At 50.1% G+C, this 16,896-nt stretch carries 14 protein-coding genes and 1 pseudogene; 6 read left to right on the forward strand and 9 right to left on the reverse strand.

The annotated features are described in order from the left end of the window. The first annotated feature begins 56 nt into the window (after nt 1-56). Nucleotides 57-950 carry an AraC family transcriptional regulator gene (locus KO503_RS10395; RefSeq protein WP_215991494.1) on the forward strand — a complete coding sequence of 298 codons (894 nt, stop codon included), beginning with the start codon at nt 57-59 and terminating at the stop codon, nt 948-950. Nucleotides 951-1,212: 262 nt separating this feature from the next. On the opposite strand, the gene KO503_RS10400 is transcribed toward KO503_RS10395, so the two are convergent. Then, nucleotides 1,213-3,099: a UvrD-helicase domain-containing protein gene (locus KO503_RS10400; protein ID WP_215991495.1), complete on the reverse strand. Its 1,887-nt coding sequence runs from the start codon at nt 3,097-3,099 to the stop codon at nt 1,213-1,215. Further along, nucleotides 3,096-5,123, reverse strand: a complete 2,028-nt coding sequence (locus KO503_RS10405; RefSeq protein WP_215991496.1) for an ATP-dependent nuclease — start codon at nt 5,121-5,123, stop codon at nt 3,096-3,098. The genes KO503_RS10400 and KO503_RS10405 overlap by 4 nt, the downstream gene beginning before the upstream one ends. A gap of 280 nt (nt 5,124-5,403) precedes the next feature. Here KO503_RS10405 and KO503_RS10410 point away from each other — a divergent pair. Next, nucleotides 5,404-5,523 (forward strand): annotated as a pseudogene (locus tag KO503_RS10410) (transposase); the annotation flags it as partial. Nucleotides 5,524-6,181: 658 nt separating this feature from the next. On the opposite strand, the gene KO503_RS10415 reads toward KO503_RS10410, so the two are convergent. The 3 genes from KO503_RS10415 to KO503_RS10425 are packed head-to-tail and all read right to left on the reverse strand — an operon-like array spanning nt 6,182 to nt 10,214. Continuing rightward, nucleotides 6,182-7,192 carry an ATP-binding protein gene (locus tag KO503_RS10415; RefSeq protein WP_215991497.1) on the reverse strand — a complete coding sequence of 337 codons (1,011 nt, stop codon included), beginning with the start codon at nt 7,190-7,192 and terminating at the stop codon, nt 6,182-6,184. After that, a complete protein-coding gene (locus KO503_RS10420) occupies nt 7,192-9,429 on the reverse strand; it encodes a hypothetical protein (RefSeq protein ID WP_215991498.1) in 2,238 nt (745 codons plus the stop codon). Before KO503_RS10420 ends, KO503_RS10415 begins: the two co-directional genes overlap by 1 nt. Then, nucleotides 9,426-10,214 carry a hypothetical protein gene (locus KO503_RS10425; RefSeq protein WP_215991499.1) on the reverse strand — a complete coding sequence of 263 codons (789 nt, stop codon included), beginning with the start codon at nt 10,212-10,214 and terminating at the stop codon, nt 9,426-9,428. Before KO503_RS10425 ends, KO503_RS10420 begins: the two co-directional genes overlap by 4 nt. A gap of 1,177 nt (nt 10,215-11,391) precedes the next feature. On the opposite strand from KO503_RS10425, the gene KO503_RS10430 reads away from it, so the two are divergent. Then, on the forward strand, nt 11,392-12,003 hold the full coding sequence (locus KO503_RS10430; protein WP_215991500.1) for a hypothetical protein: 612 nt from the start codon (nt 11,392-11,394) through the stop codon (nt 12,001-12,003). Nucleotides 12,004-12,358: 355 nt separating this feature from the next. Here the strand turns inward: KO503_RS10430 and KO503_RS10435 are convergent, their stop codons facing one another. Further along, nucleotides 12,359-12,547 (reverse strand): hypothetical protein, encoded by a 189-nt coding sequence (locus tag KO503_RS10435; RefSeq protein WP_215991501.1) that lies wholly within the window; start codon nt 12,545-12,547, stop codon nt 12,359-12,361. Between the two features lie 104 nt (nt 12,548-12,651). On the opposite strand from KO503_RS10435, the gene KO503_RS10440 reads away from it, so the two are divergent. Together KO503_RS10440 and KO503_RS10445 are read left to right on the forward strand one after the other, a co-directional pair. Beyond that, on the forward strand, nt 12,652-13,227 hold the full coding sequence (locus KO503_RS10440; protein WP_215991502.1) for a tetratricopeptide repeat protein: 576 nt from the start codon (nt 12,652-12,654) through the stop codon (nt 13,225-13,227). 546 nt (nt 13,228-13,773) lie between these two features. After that, complete coding sequence (locus KO503_RS10445; protein ID WP_215991503.1) at nt 13,774-13,953, forward strand: hypothetical protein; 180 nt, start codon at nt 13,774-13,776, stop codon at nt 13,951-13,953. A 26-nt stretch (nt 13,954-13,979) separates the two neighbouring features. On the opposite strand, the gene KO503_RS10450 is transcribed toward KO503_RS10445, so the two are convergent. Then, nucleotides 13,980-14,213 (reverse strand): hypothetical protein, encoded by a 234-nt coding sequence (locus tag KO503_RS10450; protein ID WP_215991504.1) that lies wholly within the window; start codon nt 14,211-14,213, stop codon nt 13,980-13,982. Between the two features lie 156 nt (nt 14,214-14,369). Here KO503_RS10450 and KO503_RS10455 point away from each other — a divergent pair, with 156 nt between their 5' ends. Then, a complete protein-coding gene (locus KO503_RS10455) occupies nt 14,370-14,711 on the forward strand; it encodes a hypothetical protein (protein WP_215991505.1) in 342 nt (113 codons plus the stop codon). Between the two features lie 425 nt (nt 14,712-15,136). Here the strand turns inward: KO503_RS10455 and KO503_RS10460 are convergent, their stop codons facing one another. Together KO503_RS10460 and KO503_RS10465 are read right to left on the reverse strand one after the other, a co-directional pair. After that, nucleotides 15,137-15,943 carry an inositol monophosphatase family protein gene (locus KO503_RS10460; protein ID WP_215991506.1) on the reverse strand — a complete coding sequence of 269 codons (807 nt, stop codon included), beginning with the start codon at nt 15,941-15,943 and terminating at the stop codon, nt 15,137-15,139. Then, nucleotides 15,940-16,893 (reverse strand): glycerophosphodiester phosphodiesterase family protein, encoded by a 954-nt coding sequence (locus KO503_RS10465; RefSeq protein WP_215991507.1) that lies wholly within the window; start codon nt 16,891-16,893, stop codon nt 15,940-15,942. The genes KO503_RS10460 and KO503_RS10465 overlap by 4 nt, the downstream gene beginning before the upstream one ends. Between the last annotated feature and the right edge of the window lie 3 nt (nt 16,894-16,896).

Below are 16,896 nucleotides of genomic sequence, written 5' to 3' on the forward strand. Positions count from 1 at the left end.
GCCTGATTGTATCAGTCGGGTTGTCACGGCTAGATTTGCCGCTCTAAACTGAACGCATGAGCAAAGAACAGATCAGACAACTTATCGAAAGCCGAACCGACCAAGACGGTCTCACTGAAACTGGCATAAAAGGTGTCCGCTTGTTTCGCGCCACCCAAGCGATCCCTTGCGCTCCTGCGGTGTATGAACCCAGCGTCGTTGCCATCGTGAGCGGGGCCAAAGAGGCAGTATTAGATGGCGAACGACACGTTTATGACAGCAGCCACTACCTGTGCTGTCCGATGTCCATGCCGGTGCAAGCGGGAACGCCCACGGCATCACCAGACAATCCGCTATTTGGCGTTTATGTTTCGCTCGATCAACGGGTTATGACGGAACTGACCCTAGAAATGGATAATCTTGGCGATTACGTTCCCATCGGAAAGGGGAGCCTACCCGCACAGGGTATCAGGCTAGCCTATTGGGACGACGCATTCTCCGATGCACTTCTACGTCTGCTTCAACTGGGTCAAAATGAAACGGACACTGCAGTGCTTGGTGATGCGCGGCTGCGGGAGCTATCATTTGCAATCTTGAAGGGTGAGGCAGGTAGTTTTGCTCGGCGAGCTTACGGCGCTGGCAATGCCATCGCGCGCTCTATTGCGCATGTATCCTCTCACTTAGACGCGCCAATTTCGATTGATGATATGGCAACCCGTGCTGGTATGAGCCGCGCCGTGTTTCACCGAAAATTCAAGCAAGTCACAACAATGGCTCCCATCCAATTCGTCAAATCGATGCGCCTTAACAATGCTGCGATGAAGATTGCTGGAGGTATGACCGTGAACGAGGCAGCGATAGACGTTGGATACGTGAGCCCGTCTCAATTCAGCCGAGAATTCAAACGAATGTATGGGCAATCACCACGACGATGGAGTGACGGCCAACAAGTTGCGTTTGGCGTTGCCTGAGGGCTTGGTGCTCTGAAAAGTTGTGGGAACAGCAGACATTGGGCTGCGCTACGTGAACGGCGGCAAAGTCCGCGATGCCGCCATCCCGCACGTCAAGATGCTGCGCTAACGGGTCAATGTCTGCTTCGGGGAAGCAGCAATGCAGCGACGATAGGAACGACCAATGGCAGGTTTGGGCCGATCGCGTCGATCGACACTTCGGGCGAAAACCGGACTTTCGCGCTGACGCAAAATACAGTCGGCGGGTAAAAATCCGCCCGCTTTACGGAAATGCTAAGATGTTTGGCACGCCGGCCTGTGTCAGTAGATCATACAGCGGCTCTAATTTCACGGTCCTACCGTGACCTCTCGTAAAGAACACTCTTTGCTCTGCCCGGGATACTGCTACAAAAAATGCCAGCGCTTCTTCATCCATATCCGCTTTATAGAAAAATGATTCATCACATAGGGAAAAGAAAATGATTGTGTGCGCCTCCAGTCCTTTGCTCTTATGAACTGTCATAAGGCGAACCTGGTTGATGCCTTGATACCTATCGACAACTTCGTGCCAATTTTTAGCTCCCTGTGAACATTCAGCAAGAAATTCTGCGATGCCGTTTTTGATTTTGGAAAACCGTTCAGGGTTCTTGTATTCTTGGGCTAGCCTACGAAGTTTGTCCTCTCCGAGTTGCACGGTGATTAAATCGACTAAGGCATCCCAAGAAAATGAGCCGTCGGATGACGTGGTGAACTCTTCAAACGCCTTTGTCGCCTTTCGCAATACTTGCTCAAGTCTAAACTGCTCTGCGCTTCGTTCACTCGTTGAGCCATGCGAAATCGACATCAGTTGAATAAGATCTGGATAGGCTCGGTATCGGCGATCACCAGTTGCAACTTGAATAAATAGCACAACCGCTTGCGCTAAAGGTTCGGAGGACAGATCCTGCAACGAAATACCACTTTCGCCAATGGTTCGCGCTTCATTTCTAAGCGCCAAACCTACCTCTTCAAAAGCCGCTCCAAGGCCATTGTTTTCGTGATCATCTGCCTTTTGCCTAACTAAAACAATAAAATCATTGGCGTTCATATCGCCACTTTCGATCTCGCGAGAGATGAATTCAGCAATGCCTTTGTGTTCATCGCCATCGCTTGAAAAAGTTACTATGCCATCAGAAACCGATGGAATTGGATCAGCCGCTTTTGAGCATTTGACAGTGATTGAGGCCGGCTCAATGGTTTTTGCCATTGAGTTCACAATATCCACTATCCGCTGATTGGATCTGAAGTTAGATGCTAGGGCCACATTTTGAGAGTTGAAATCCGTCGAGAATTGCCGAAATCGTTCACTTGTGGCTCCCGCAAATGTCATGATCAGCTGTTTGTTATCGCCCACTGCAGTCAAAATTGACTGAGAGCCGCCAAATATTTCTTTCAACACGGCATACTGCGGCAGGGTTGTGTCTTGGAATTCGTCCAAAAACACGTGGGAGTAACTATTTAGGAACGCTCGTTTAATTGGCGGGTTGTGGTGGATAATAGTTTGCGCAAGCGTCTTAACCATATCAAAGGTAAGAGGCTGAGTGGTTCTTGATAACTGATTTGTCCACCACGCAAGTGTCATAGCTTCAACGGCAGATGCGGGTTGCGGTCGATTCGTTGGAAAAGGCGACGGCGCTCGACCTAAGTATGCGTGGCCATTTTTAACGGTATCTGGATGAAAAGTTTCATGGTTGAAAGGTGCATCCAAGTTAGGCCTATCACCAAACTCTTTCCATATTCGCCAGTCCGGAAATGAAACTTCATAGTTGCGGCTGGGTTGAACCCATTCAGGCAAACCCTCACGAAAGCGATCTAAAATCCCTTTTGCAAACGCGTCGAAGGTATAGGAATCGAAACGCTCTGAAAGCTCAGGCCCAACTCTCTTTGCGACCCGTTCCTTTAAATTTCTTGCCGCATCTCGTTTGAAGCTGATCGCCAAGATTTTCTTTGGTGCAATGCAAGTGTTTGTCTCCAATAGAAATGCGGCCCGTTGAGCTAGAAGTTCCGTTTTTCCAGCTCCGGGCCCTGCTTGAACAGCTTGGGACACATGGCTGCGAACAACATCTAAGCTGTCTTGGTCAAGTTGGATGCCATCACTTGGACACCATGCATCCCGCGAAACGAAATTCATTCGGAATTCTCGGGGTTAAAGTCGATTCCGAGGCGATTGGCACAGTCTTTATAAAGGTTTTGAAGCTCGATTGGGCAAGCGTTTCTTAGCTCGGTTTCCGACAACAAAGACATAGCCTCAATGTGCGAAACTGGTTTGCTGCCCTTATTGAAAAGATCATCATAGATCGCCAACTGTGCGGCAGTTGGGGGTGACGTATTGGCATAGTCCGAAAGTCCGCCTCCAGCTTTCCCGAAAACGCTCTTCTCATAGTCTGCTGCGGTCAAATCAGAAGTGTCTGCTATGCTCGAAATCGACTGGTATTGTTGCGGGTATGCTTTCAACATCATCAGGTCGAGATCGAGAGGCAGTGAAAAGTGGACCCCGTGGCTCTTCAGCCATTCATATCTGGCTGTAATTTCGGCTTGCTGCATGCCTCTCCAAGCAGCTGTGTCTGGTGGCATCGCATCGGAATATGTCGTGCCAATCTTGGACAGTTGCTCAGTCGCATATTTGAAGCGCAATACGCCGGCATTGTATCGTCCAAAATCGTAATCCAATAATGTCACGTGAGGGATATTTAGATCATTTAGAAGCTTCCAAAAGTGATTGACATGGCGACCACCTAGAGGAACGAATGCAACAAAAGCAGGATCCAAATCCAACATTTGGTTAAAGGCTTTTGCAAGTCGCGGAATTACGATTTCCTCAGAACGACCTTCACCCAACACAACCAGCTTCGCAAAATACAGCTCAGGGTTTGAGCGAACAGCTTCATAAATGTATTTGTATTTCTCATCAGTCTTAGCGGGGAGAGTTATGCTTTTTGCATAAGACACTCTTTTTTGTTCATCGTGCCGCATGTAACGAATTTTTTCGGGTTCAACCCTCCTAATGGCTCCCGCAGAGTGCGACGTTAATATCCCCATCGCGCTATCATTTGAGCACAACGAAGACATAAGTGTTATCATTCGAGACAAGTAGAACGGCGAGAGATGATTTTCGGGTTCCTCAAGGGCGATGATCGTAAGCCATGGCTGTAGTTCTGGAACGTCACGATACCCTTCAACCGACTTTCCAATATGGCGTTCATTTAGTTGAATGATACTTGCGACAATAGAGATATACAGAAGAGATGCTTGTCCTTCGCTCAGGTCCTCGATTGCATATTCAGCACCTGTTTCCGACGGGCTCAATTTTAAGGTCAGATCGCGAAGGGCCTTGTGAATTTCTTGTGCCAATATGCTAAGCTTGGTTTCCGAATACAGTTCGCCCTTGAACAGTTGCCCCCAATTCTTTGATAGTTCTTTAACAACCCCATTAACGGCGGGAAGACCATCAAAAACTTTTTGTAACTCGGCTCTTTGGGTTTCAAGTTGCTGTTTACCAGAGGACAAATCTCCAAATTTCTCAAGCCAAACGAGCAGCTCTTTCATCGCACTCTTAACCACAGCAGAGTTATTTCGTGTTGCAGGTAAGTATTTCAGCTGGATCCGCTTACGTTGCGCCGTAGGCATCGGAATTTTTGCTATGTCGTCATCACCAAAGGGAACATCTTCAGTGGTGGTGACCCAATAGATTCGTTGATCAATGTCGTCTTCATCGATGCCGAATTCCCAAGTGGCTTCGAGCCTAATTCTGGCCTGTAACGGTTTTCCTGGTCCAGAACAGGACATTGCGTGGAATGTTTCGATAGAGACATCAAGTGCGCTGCCGGAGGCCACGTCAACCGAGTTTGCCAGCTCGGGAAAACTCAATATGGCTTCAATGTAAATTTCCCTGTTGGCTACAGGGGGGATAGTTTGCGTATCGTCGCTTTGGACAGATGGACCGGGAACCTCTCCAGCGCCAAAGTGGACGTCATCTCGTCTCAGACTTCGCTCGGCAGATGTGCGGCCGAAAAGCCTTTGAAGGGCCTTTAAGACGGTCGTTTTCCCGCTTCCATTGTCACCAATGAAAGCGGTCATCTCTGGATCGAGAATGATGACTTCCTCCTTGGATCCAAAACAACGAAAGTTCTTGAGGCGCAATTCCTTAATATACATTGATCAAATCCAAAAAATATAACTTAGACATGAATACACTGGTCGTTCTGAGGTGAGAAGACCAAACCGCCAATTGAATTTTCTCTGCAAGACATTGAGCGCCGCGCCGCAGCATTTTGAGAAGTGCCCAAAGGCAGCTTTGGGCCGTTCGTGTAGATCGACACTTCGGGCGAAAAGTCGTCGTTCGCCGCATTCTAGCGGATGCTAACGGATGGTTTGACCTGCGCCCCAAAAACTCCTCCAAATTTGTGTAGAGTCCGCCCAACAAAAGGACGGACAAATGAAGGCACGATTTACGGACGAACAGATCATTGCGATGATCAAGGAACAGGAAGCTGGGGAGAAGACTGCTGATGTGTGTCGGCGACACGGGATCAGTTCAGCGACGTTCTACAAATATGGACCTGTCACGGTTTGATGCCGCACCAAGTGCTCGTCTATACGTTTCACATATCAGTCAGGAGGAGATGCGTCGATGAGGGTCATAAAAATCAAGGACGACCTGCACGAGGAATTGCGCAAGTCCAGTTTTTCATTCGCTGATGCAAAGGTCGTGACCACCAGTTGGCGGCTTTGAATCATAAATCGCGACTACTGATACTGAGGACGATTGTTCGTCGACGATAGATACTGCTTTGATTATCAAGCCGATGCATTGGTTAAGGCCGATATGTGTTCGTGAATACACGAAATCAACAAAAACGGGTTTCTTCTAAGAATCCTCATGATATTTCAAACTTATCAGCGGCTTAGTAATTTCCGTGGGATATCAGCATAATAAATCTTGACAGGGTGTGCATGGAAAAATGCCATTTTGTGCATTCTTATGCCCCATCTACTGTCGTTCGACATCTAAAGACCGACTTAGGTGGTAATTTTAAACATACAAATCAATAAGTTACACTATACCCCGACAACCTGAAAGCAAACCTACCGACATCCCGAAACCAACTTCCGACGTCCCTATACCAACTAGATTTAAACCACTGTAGCATAGAATTAAAAAAGGCCGCCCGAGGGCGACCTTTTATCTGAATGCAAAGTGCTTGTTTCAAGCGCTATTTACGCCTTGAGCGCTTCCGCGGCTCTTTTTTCTCAGCAACATTTCGATCTAGAACAACAGTCGAATCGATGCCTTGCCAACAATCGGAGATGAACGGGTTCATCTCCTCATCACAATCAGTGCGAACAAAGTATGCTTCGGCGAAGTGATCAAGATTGACTTCATCATCTCTCTCAAATAGCGCTTCGCCAATTGCCTCGATGACCATTTCCACCGCCACGCCGAACCGGTAGGCCGCCGCATGCATAAAAAGTGGCATAAAGGCAGGTTCATCCAAAAGGCCCCCATGCGAAAGTCCGGCGGCGACAACTAAGTTCTCAGCGGATTGCCTTAGGTTCAGACCATCACTGTTTACTGTCATCGGGCGAATTTCTAACGGCCGAAGGCGCCGAGCCAGAGTCTTATCGAAATTAATCAACTCCCGACCTTCACATGTTGATGTCAGGATCAGACAAACGGGCCAAGGACCATCTTGCATAAGGTTCCGAAACCGCTTCACAAAACCCTGCATGGTGTCGTCGTTGGCATAGCGGCCTGCATCCTGAACTTCGTCGAGGTGAAGTCCCGCAATTCGGCGGTGCTCGAGTTGCGTTTTCAGGCAGCCGATCAGATATTCTTCTGTCCTTTCTCCCTTAGTCGGGTAGTCTAGCTTGTTGAGAACCGCGCGACAGGTTTCCTTCACGCCGGCTTTTCCGGGCACAATCGCGCTGACAATCTCGTGTCCATATTCACGACCACCCGTTGCAGCTGCAGCGCATTCAAACCTCCGAATGGCCTCTTTGACCATCCGTGACTTGCCACTTCCAGGGGGACCGATCAGGCACGCGCCTTTTTGCTCAAATTGTCCACGGCACAAGTTGGCCTCTCTCGCCTCCATCACGCGCACGATACGATTACTCATTTTGTTGAATGTTTCCGTCTCGAAAAACGTTGCGGAAAGGTCGGCCATGGCAACTTCGTTTGAGCGAACTGCTTCCATCTCCATAATAATATTACTCAAAGCCATTACCGACCCCCTTTGTTTGTTGTTGAACGAGAAGTGCGCTTGCCCTTTGAACGAAATTTATCAAGCGGGTTCGACCGACGGTCGTCGTCCGCCGAAACGTCGGCAGGAGTCTCGCCCACCTCTTCATTTTCGTGTTCGCCTCCAATCCTTTTGCCGCTGGTGATGGGATCAATGTATTCATCCCGACCGACAAAGGGTTTTTCATTGCGGCCTTTGCCGAAGCTTGCTTCACGGGCAAGGCGATCGATTTCCTCAAGAGTTCTGCCGTGCGGGCTCACACCTGCCGAACGAGCGATCGCGGCACTTTGTCCTTGCCATGCTTTTCTGGCTTCTTCACGCACAGGTGCCCTGGAGCCAACATCTTGTTGTGCCTGCGCCTTTTGACGCGCTTGTTCACCTTTCCACCAAGCGAGTGATTTGCCGCGCATGGCTTCGTCAAGGCAAGCCACAGAAATCAGATCCAGATCGGTGAGAACAGAAATGGCACCCATGTCCAAGGGGTCCACTTTGATTTCTAATTTTTCACCGGGCTGGGCAATCCGTTCCACACCCTTGGACATGCGTTGATTACGGATAAATTCATTCGAATATGTCAAACCTTTGAAGCGGATGCCGGCCTCCGACACCCCTGCAGTTTCGTATGTGCCGCAAGCCTCCCGCAGCGCGGCAGGGCCGGGAAGCATCGTAAGGTCGAAGAGTGGATCCTGCGACAACTTTTCCCAAGCTCCTATAGGAGTGCGATTCTTGAGCCCACGATGCGGAGAATTATTATAGTCAGCAACGAACTGCACGAAGTTGCGTTCCAATTCATCATCCGACATACAGGCTTCTAAATAGGACTTCCGGTCATTGAGCTGGCTAACGCTTCCTGCAGTCCAGCCTGGCTGGTGGCGCGCCCATTTCAATTCAAAGGTCAGGAAAAGTCGCTCGATAGTTCCACGTAGCTCCGGGACACCGGTGACCGCATTCAAGAAAGATCCACTCAATCGCCGAACTGCTTCGCCAAAAAGCGCTCCACCAAAAGGATGCTTGCCAAACTCCGACCCAGAATCAGTTGACACCATGTGAATCTGGGTGCGGCAATTCCAAGAAGCGTTACGTAGACCAGCATCTTCCAACAAAAACGTCTTATCTGCAAAGCAATACCTGAGCGCCTTGAGTGACGCGTCCTGGTTCGGCGCCTTGCAAAACGCAAAACCGAGGATGACCCTGGTGGCAGCATCAAGCGCAACAACTACCCAGCGCCGGACCTTCCGGACCTTCGCCCTCTGTTCCGGGGGCATTCTATTCAGTTGTTCGCGAGTCGCATCAAGAGTGACCACGTGAACCTTCCATGCGTCCATGATCACTTCTTGGCCAATGGCGCTGGCCTGCATTCCGCCTTCAACCGAACCGAATTTTGCTTTTGCAGCTGCAAGCCCATCGCGCTGTAAGACTACAGTGTAGGGATCAAGGCGCTCGTCTATCCACCGCTCATAAGTCCTTGCTGATCTGACTTTAATCAAGACCGGAAAACCCTGCGAACGCCGCCTAGCGTTTTCTTCCTCTACTCCAACAACGGCCTTCTGCGCGACATCACACTTCGCTATTTTGGTTGCACTGGCATACTCATAGAGGATTATAAGTATGAAATGTAAATCGATTGCCTCCTGATGATCGATGTCGATCGGATTAGCGCGAGGCGGGAGAAAGACCTTAGGGTTATTTTGCCCCTTACGCATTTTACGGTAATATTCGAGGAGCGTTGTGTTCGACGGCAATGGTTTCAAGCTCTGGGTCGAATTGGATTTTTCGGTCCCGTAGTCCATACGCGCCTGATGATCACGAAATTCGCGTTCCAGTTTAGAACGACGAACCTCAACCCCCGCGGGGGTCAAGGGCATGCCCATCTTGCAATAGTGGGCCATGCGACGGCAAAGAAAGGTGATCCTATCGATGCGTGCGCGCTGCTTCCGTGTTGCCCCGAACAATTCGTCAGTTCCGTGCAGAGCACGATCTGTCTGGCGGGCCAGACTGTGATATCCTTTCTCAACAATAAGAAGCTCACATTCCAGCAGATTCACGATCTCGTCGACCGAGAATTTCCTAAGGACGATGCCATGTTCTGGATGACTGACTGACAGTTGATAATGTGTGACAATGCTGCGGCTACAATCCTGAAGCGGAATGATCTTGGTGACCTCGTTTCCTTCAAAAGAAATGCGATCGGCAGCGGTTATCGCAGAAAAATAGCTCATGCCGCCCTCCGACATACAAGGTCGCTTTCAAACAGATCGAGGGGGTGCTTGTAGATGTCACCATCACCGATCAACCGGATCGCAGCCCGCCAGCCTCGGTTTTCCAGCCCAGCAGCCTCGACCAGCTGACCAAGGGTGAAGGAGGCCGGAAGATGACGCACACTTTCCAAGACCGTGCAATCGGCCTCTGGATCCCAACCACGACGGGCGAAGTGGATCTTGCGGGCGCATTCACGCCAAGCCGGGTGGAAGTGGTAACGCGACATCACAGCGAACGCGTCGGCGACTTCGGGCAAGCACTGCGCCGCGATGTCCGCAACCTCCGCAAGATAGGACGGTCGACGCGCCTTTTCATCATACTTTACCGAAACCAGCAATTCGTCTCCATTGCGCAGCAGCACGTGGGCGTCCACTTTCGTGTGCGATGGCGAACCATCCTGCTTGACGAAGTTCACGCGTGTCAGCTGTTCTTTGAAATTCACTACATTCGGGTGGGCTGCCAGGTTTTCATAAACCTGCGCCTCTTCGAACGACGCGCACCAGAACTCTTGAAGGACGGCAGTGCGGTGTATCCGAGTGACCAAGGACACCTTGCAGCAGCCGCTAGACTTGCCGATCTCCATTTTCTGGAGGTGGGAGCGGTTGACGCGCATCGGGTCCTCAGGATCTGCAAAAAGAGGCAGCCCTACCTTGCTGTGGGCACAGCTGTGCCGTGGTGCGATTTCTGTCGTCGGATGGCATCCACTTCTCGCGGAGAGACCACGCTGTTCCTGATTTTCTTCCATTGTTTCAGTCCATATCTTCTTACTCCGGAGGCAAAGCCACGGATGATTGGTGTTTGACCGAACTGAGAACTTCGGGTATCAAGAACCCATGCAATGAAGTCGACTCAGCCGTCGATGAAGAACAAAGCTCGGATCCTGCAACGGTCCGGGCTTTTTGTATTTCTGGGTCTCTAAGTCATTGGTCCCCCTTTTCGCCCAGGCAAACGCTGCCGGTGTAAGCACGTCAATTTTGCGTCGACTTTCACAAATTTCGGCAAACTAGACATGACTGAACAGACACAACGATTCGAGTCAACACACTGATTTTTAAGTGATTTACAGAATTTTTTTGTAAGTTTATTTTTCAAGAAGTGACCGAGGGCGGGCACCCGCGACAACGGCACTACCATGTGCCATCCGCTGTCCTTGAGGCATGCAAAATCTACCTCTTGCCAATAGGCGAGAAGCTTAAGCCCCCCAGAACCAAGAGGACAAACATCCGATTGCGGAAAAACCGCGAAAAAATGTATATGAGAAACAAGATTTAGCATGTGCGGAAGCCCATCGAAAGTTGGTCGAAGGACCTCTGCTCAGTCGCGCGTTACTGAACCGAGGGATTGGAGCCCGCAATAGTCTGGGCGCCGCCTGGATTTTATATTTGGCGAACACCCCTATATTTGACATAACTAGGCGCTATGCCGGGATCGAAGCCACGCTATCTTCACATCTATTCCACCAAATTCCAGTGGACCTGTAATTATTATAGAATATGGATTCCTTTTAGTCGAATCAAATTCATAAAAATCGAATAAAAGATATAAACACTTGATTTTAGGTATATATTCTATTGTCTGCCGTCATTTCATCGTTGGATATGGGCTCAGATCATTTTGGATCAGCGCCCACCAGATGGAGCGGAGACAGTTGGAGATCTATAATCTGCGCCCATCGACACTAAGTCGCCTTCCATTCCTCTGAAATGTGCTGCGCTGCAAAAACACGATAGCAGGCATTGCTCGCAGGCAATAAAGACCGCAACTTCACAAGGGTGTGCTTATTCACTCCCACCTCAAAACCGCGAGGCATTGGATGAAGCTTGAAAAATACTATCGGCCCAGACTGGCTGAAGCAGGATACGATCTCTTGGCCGTATTTAGTCGGTTCGAGTATGCAATGAAGAAAGGCGGGGTTTCGGACATTGAAATGTTCGTTTGATCAAGCCACTACGTCAAGCCTCATCCTCGCGAATGGCCGAACCAATGATTTCCATCCGTCGATCTTTCCCAATTGGTATGCTGGCCAGAGGCTTGCTCCAACCAGCAGGGATCGTCGTCATATCGAACGTCTGCCCGACCTAGGCATCCTGTCACTCGTCGTCGGCGCGTTGGCGATTACCCTCACCGTTTGTGCCGGTAATCGCTTGAGATCAAAGACGGGATCAAGCAACGTCGCAACGCAGCTTATTTTACACCGTCACCAGCTTTTGAGCATAACTCGAAGAGATCTGAACGTGCGACAAAAAACTCCAGAGGAAATCGAAGCAATGGCTTTGGAAAAACCTTCTTCGGCCCCGGTGGTTTCGGAGCAAAGACTGTTTGGGGTCGATGACAGAGACCGTTTCTATTTAAACATCTTGCGTGTCAGACAATTTGACAGGCGTAAATACTGCCTCCTGACCCACCACGACCGTATAGCCGACATGACCCTTTCCATGAGATTTCCGCGCAAGCGGAAGGAGGCTGGGGTCATCAGCTTTAAGATTTCGTTAGAAGGGGTAAACCGCTATCAGGGCGAAACTATTTTGCGTTGAGTTCTTAGACCTACATAGGCAACCCCACCCCAATCGCGAATTCGACCGGTGGAATTTCAAAGTAGACAATCATGATGTATCCTTCGAACGCTACTCAATGGGGCGCATTTACACGATACTACTTCCCGTAGCCGAGCTTTGGAAATTCGCGAGAGATTGGGGGATTTCTTCAAATATGACTTTGCAGGGTGAGGCGCATGAGGACTTGGGAAATATGGTGCTCATGGACTCTGAGAGGGGCTATAGGGCCCTTGTAGATTGCTGGCGCTAAAACGATATCTGACACATTTGGATCAGGCGTGATTACCAGAACATCGCGCAACGCACGCGCGATCCATCAGGCAATAGAACTGGTTCACCCCGCGCTTTTCTGCGCGGCGATGGCATCTGCTATGATCTGATAGGCCGTATCGTAATCTACACCAGCGCTCTCGGCGCATTGCTCTACCGTGCCACCATGGGCATAATTATCGAGCACGCCACGTATCGTTTCGCGATCCACGCCCTTCATGACTTTATCGTTTCTATCGGCGGCATCATTCATGGAACCTCACTTTTCTGGACCATCATAATGCTCTACTCTAGGCTGCCAACGAGAACTGTCGACCATTTTTCTATTTCGGCTAATTGGTGTAGAGGTATCATGCCATGAGTTTCCATCAGTCAGGAATTTATACTTTGGCGCATGAAATTGAACCCACGCTACAATTTCTTCGCGACGAGATCACCAAAATAGCTCATCTCGCCGCGCAAGAACCAGAAAACAGATTACGCCAGCATGATCTGTTTCACGGCATCAACAAACTCGGCAAAGCGCTTTTGGAAACAAACCGTCTTGACGAGGCGCTGCGAACCTATCTTGAGGCAAGCGATTTGGCGAAAGGTCATTTAAAACAAGAGCCTGAAAGCGAGCATTGGCGCGGATTTCTCAGTGTTAGCTATGATCGTATCGGCACCATTTTGTTCAAACAAGGCCTGTATGAAGAAGCTTTGCAGTCCCATCGTGACTGCCTTGCGGTCCAGGAACGCCTTGAAAACAGAACGCCAAGAACCACTGTTGGGCAAAAAAATATAGCCCGCAGCCACGACAAAATCGGTGCTGCGTTGGTCCAATTAGGCCGCAATAAGGAGGGTCTGAAGGCGCAAAGTGAAGCGCATGCCATTCGCGAACGCCTCCCCGAAATAGAACGCGAAAGCCGTGAGTGGCGAGATGGGTATTTTTAGCTCTATCAAGCCAGCCAGCGCACCACCAAACCAACTATGAATGTCCGAACCTTCAGCTTCGACATGAATAGTTCGCACTTGCAGCTAAAGTCCGGTATCCGCGCTTGATGTCGATCGACGTGATCGGCATTAAGCCGCCGTTCACTTAGCCAGTCGCGCTGCAGCGCATATTCACCAAATCCTGCGCATCGCCGCCCTCTAGGCACAATGACACTTCACGCGTTTTGGCCAAATGCCAGTCACCCGACGCCTCAATTCTCTTTCAAAGTGATTTGCACGATGGCCGCTATGCTTTCTTTTAGTGCCGCTTCGCTCTGCATCCATGCGGTGGGCTCGATGGATAACCCCGCAAACTCTCGTTATGAATGAGGGAAGTTTGCTCAATTGACCTGCCCACCGATCATACCCGTATTTCAGCTTTGAGTCAGTGAATAGTCCCTTGTTATCAAATATCAGAGGGCTGAAATTGCATATCTTCTGGCGTTTAGGCTTATTTGAAGGGCCACATACTTTGGCTTCATTTAAATAAGACTCAAAGGAACTATCATGCTTCACGCCCTTCGCAACACCGCAATCATTCTCTGTGCATTAACTGCGACATCAGCTTCGGCCAAACCGGCTGGCCCGCTGGCACTCGGCTTGGGTGCAATCATTGCTGTTGGAGCGGTCCATTCCGGCGCGCCAGAAACATCGCCCTTGCTGCAAGTTCCATCAGGTGCAAAATAAAGAGCGCCGGACTAGGTTAAAAGATCTCATAAAGTTAGGTGGCTTTGAATCGCCGTAATGATGTTCAACCTGCTAAGAATACGCCAGTCTGGTCGCTTGACCGCAACAGCACCCCATGCGGTTGCAGCTAAATAACTCACTTGGGCCGCCATATCATTGGTCCGGCGGGGCAGCAATTCTAACCCTCGAAGTCTGCAATGAGGACGAAGCGAGCTTTCGCTGCGGCTTAACCAATGGCCGCTTATGGTAACTTCGGACATGGATGCTCCTTCCTTTTATGCTGGCTTTAACACCCACCACCTTGGCACATTGCAATGCCATCAAGAGGGGCCTCCACGCCATCAACAAAGCCTGTTACTCCATAACAAGCACGCCTCATCGCATTTTGGGCGTGTTAAACAACGAAAGAAATTAAAATGAAAACCTATCAAAAATTTACTTTTATCGCCACAACGCTGGGCGTTTTTTTAGCTCCAGTGGTCGCCAGCGCAATGGCCTGTCAGAGCTGCAGCAGAGGTGAATGTCAGCAGTTGGCGGATAAGTATAACCTCGGCTATATGAGTTTTGATGGCCCGGGAACTTGCACCTATGCACATGGCGGCTCCGGCTCTGACACCGCAGCAGTTGCTATCGATTTTGAGGATGCGGTCAAAAAAAGCGAAGCCATAAGTAGGAAAACTGGACAAACCGTTTCCAGCGAAAAGCTTATGAAGAAAGAGCCAAGCAGCGCATCAAAAGCGTTACCTGTGACGAAATAGATATTGCGATAAATACTCGCTTAAGGCCGTTGAAGACCAAGCCTTTGATTGCCCCACACCCCGGAATAGAATTCTAAAATACTATACCGGGGTGGTTTTGCACATAATCCGAGAGGTGCTCCCTAAAACCCTCCTTTTTGGCACGACCATAAAACGCTTCGACTGATGCTGCCATAGATCCCGTTCAAAACCCAAGTGGTTGTTGAACGTTTTTGTCGCTACCATGACAGCAGACTTTCGCTGCATTTGCCAAGGAGCACAAAACGTTTCTTTGCCCTGAACGTGCGTTTTTTTCGGCAGCTTAGCCGAGCTTGAACCATCCCTGAAACGGCAATGCATTGACCATTTGATCGCCGCCATTTTTCCATCTTTGCGAAACCGTAGACAAACCCAAAAACGTCACGAGCGAACACGCGCCATTCTGTTTATGTCTGGGATGCAGGTTTGGACTTGGTGATGTCATAGATAAGGGGCTGGATGGATACGGGACCGGCGGCGACGAAGGTGCTCTTTTTTCCAGAGGTGGCTGCATACGACACTGACACATTGGCAGCTTCGCAAAGCGCGATGCCGCCTGCGACATCCCAATATCCGACGTTTCCTTCGGCATAGCCTGCCAATTCTCCCGAGGCCACGAGAGCAAGGGACGTCGCACAAGAACCAAGTGTTAGACTGCTTAAGCCTTGTGACCGCAGTTGCGCCTCAATCAACTCTCTTCGGCTTGGAGGCCAATGTTCATTGTAACCTATTCCAAAGACCTTCGATGCACCGCAAGCATCGCCCCGACATCGCCCGGAATCTTTTAGTCCAAAACCCTGACCACCAAGAAGACAACGGTTCAACATTGGGATCGAGACCGACCCAAAGATTGGGTGACCGTTTTCAATATAGGCAATGGAAATTGCCCAAAGCGGCAGACCTGACAAGAAGTTGCTGGTCCCATCGATCGGATCAACAAGCCAATAGGACTGCCCTTCTCGTCCACCAAATTCTTCACCCACAACAAGATCATCCGGGAAACTCTTGGCAATTTCCAATCTGATGCAGCGTTCAACGGCACGGTCTGCGTCGGTGACAAAATCAGTGAGAGACTTGTGTTCGAGGATCAATGCGTCTCGGCGCACAAAGAACTCACGCGCGACGATCTCTGCCTGTGCGGCAATTTCTACCAAGGTATCAAAGCGCTTCCGGTGTTCTTGCGGTGTTGTTGGGGAATCCGTAGGCGGCGTCATGTATGTTCCAATCGAAAGCCGTTTTGACGCAGCCATTCCAAAAGGAATTCGGGTTCATCCGTTTGGATAACGCTGGCACCATGGGCAATCCAGAACGAATAGACACTGTCTGGAGAAATGCGCGCAAGTTGGCAATTTCGTCCACCATTCCATTGCGTTCCCGGTATCGCGGGGTCGACATAGAGTGTGTTGATGAACTGTCTTACATTGTGCGCTTCGGCAATGCGACGGGCATCGATAGAAAACAGAGAACCACCGTCCGGTGTGATGCCTAACCGGTCCAACCCGACAAAGCCTTTGGGTCCAAGAGGCAGTTCAACCACACATTCGACGCAAGAGATCGGCAGATCTTCACAGACCGTTTGCAGCGCATCTATCCCGTCGATCTGATCTATCAAAATGGGAATGAAATCGATTGGATGTGTCAAACCTGCGAGAATATCGCCCACTTTAGCAATCTGTGCCGCTCCTCGCGCATTGGTTTTGACGGTGACTTGCTCGGTTACACCCGCGTCATGCGCAATCTTGGCGATATCGGGGATGGCCTCGATGCCGGTTTTGCACTCAACATTGATCATCATCTGGGGCCCAAGTGCCAAAAATGCCTCCTCCAGAGTGGGCACGTGAGTTTCGAACGGCTCTCCCGTGCCGGGGTGGATCAAGCTAAGTGCCTGCAGGTCGGTATAAGTATGATTCGCGACCGCACCGCGCCCAGTGGTCGTTCTGTTCAGCGTGTCATCGTGTATGACCACAGCCGTTCCGTCCGCAGTGAAGTGGACATCGACCTCGACCATGTCGCAGCCCAAGCGGCGTGCGCGTTCGATCGCAGGCAGGGAATTCTCCGCTTCGATGACATGATTGTCTTTGATGAAGGCGCCCCGATGGGCCGTGACAAAAATTTCGCCCCGAAATCCTGCGAGATCGCGAAACCGAGTAGACGTAGATACCATTGT

Source organism: Pacificibacter marinus, from assembly GCF_018860505.1.
GTDB lineage: Bacteria > Pseudomonadota > Alphaproteobacteria > Rhodobacterales > Rhodobacteraceae > Celeribacter > Celeribacter marinus_B.

Coding starts and splice junctions, on each gene's coding strand:
- KO503_RS10395 (WP_215991494.1), top strand. CDS start 57: ATGAGCAAAGAACAGATCAGACAACTTATCGAAAGCCGAACCGACCAA.
- KO503_RS10400 (WP_215991495.1), bottom strand. CDS start 3,099: ATGAATTTCGTTTCGCGGGATGCATGGTGTCCAAGTGATGGCATCCAA.
- KO503_RS10405 (WP_215991496.1), bottom strand. CDS start 5,123: ATGTATATTAAGGAATTGCGCCTCAAGAACTTTCGTTGTTTTGGATCC.
- KO503_RS10415 (WP_215991497.1), bottom strand. CDS start 7,192: ATGGCTTTGAGTAATATTATTATGGAGATGGAAGCAGTTCGCTCAAAC.
- KO503_RS10420 (WP_215991498.1), bottom strand. CDS start 9,429: ATGAGCTATTTTTCTGCGATAACCGCTGCCGATCGCATTTCTTTTGAA.
- KO503_RS10425 (WP_215991499.1), bottom strand. CDS start 10,214: ATGGAAGAAAATCAGGAACAGCGTGGTCTCTCCGCGAGAAGTGGATGC.
- KO503_RS10435 (WP_215991501.1), bottom strand. CDS start 12,547: ATGAATGATGCCGCCGATAGAAACGATAAAGTCATGAAGGGCGTGGAT.
- KO503_RS10440 (WP_215991502.1), top strand. CDS start 12,652: ATGAGTTTCCATCAGTCAGGAATTTATACTTTGGCGCATGAAATTGAA.
- KO503_RS10445 (WP_215991503.1), top strand. CDS start 13,774: ATGCTTCACGCCCTTCGCAACACCGCAATCATTCTCTGTGCATTAACT.
- KO503_RS10450 (WP_215991504.1), bottom strand. CDS start 14,213: ATGTCCGAAGTTACCATAAGCGGCCATTGGTTAAGCCGCAGCGAAAGC.
- KO503_RS10455 (WP_215991505.1), top strand. CDS start 14,370: ATGAAAACCTATCAAAAATTTACTTTTATCGCCACAACGCTGGGCGTT.
- KO503_RS10460 (WP_215991506.1), bottom strand. CDS start 15,943: ATGACGCCGCCTACGGATTCCCCAACAACACCGCAAGAACACCGGAAG.
- KO503_RS10465 (WP_215991507.1), bottom strand. CDS start 16,893: ATGGTATCTACGTCTACTCGGTTTCGCGATCTCGCAGGATTTCGGGGC.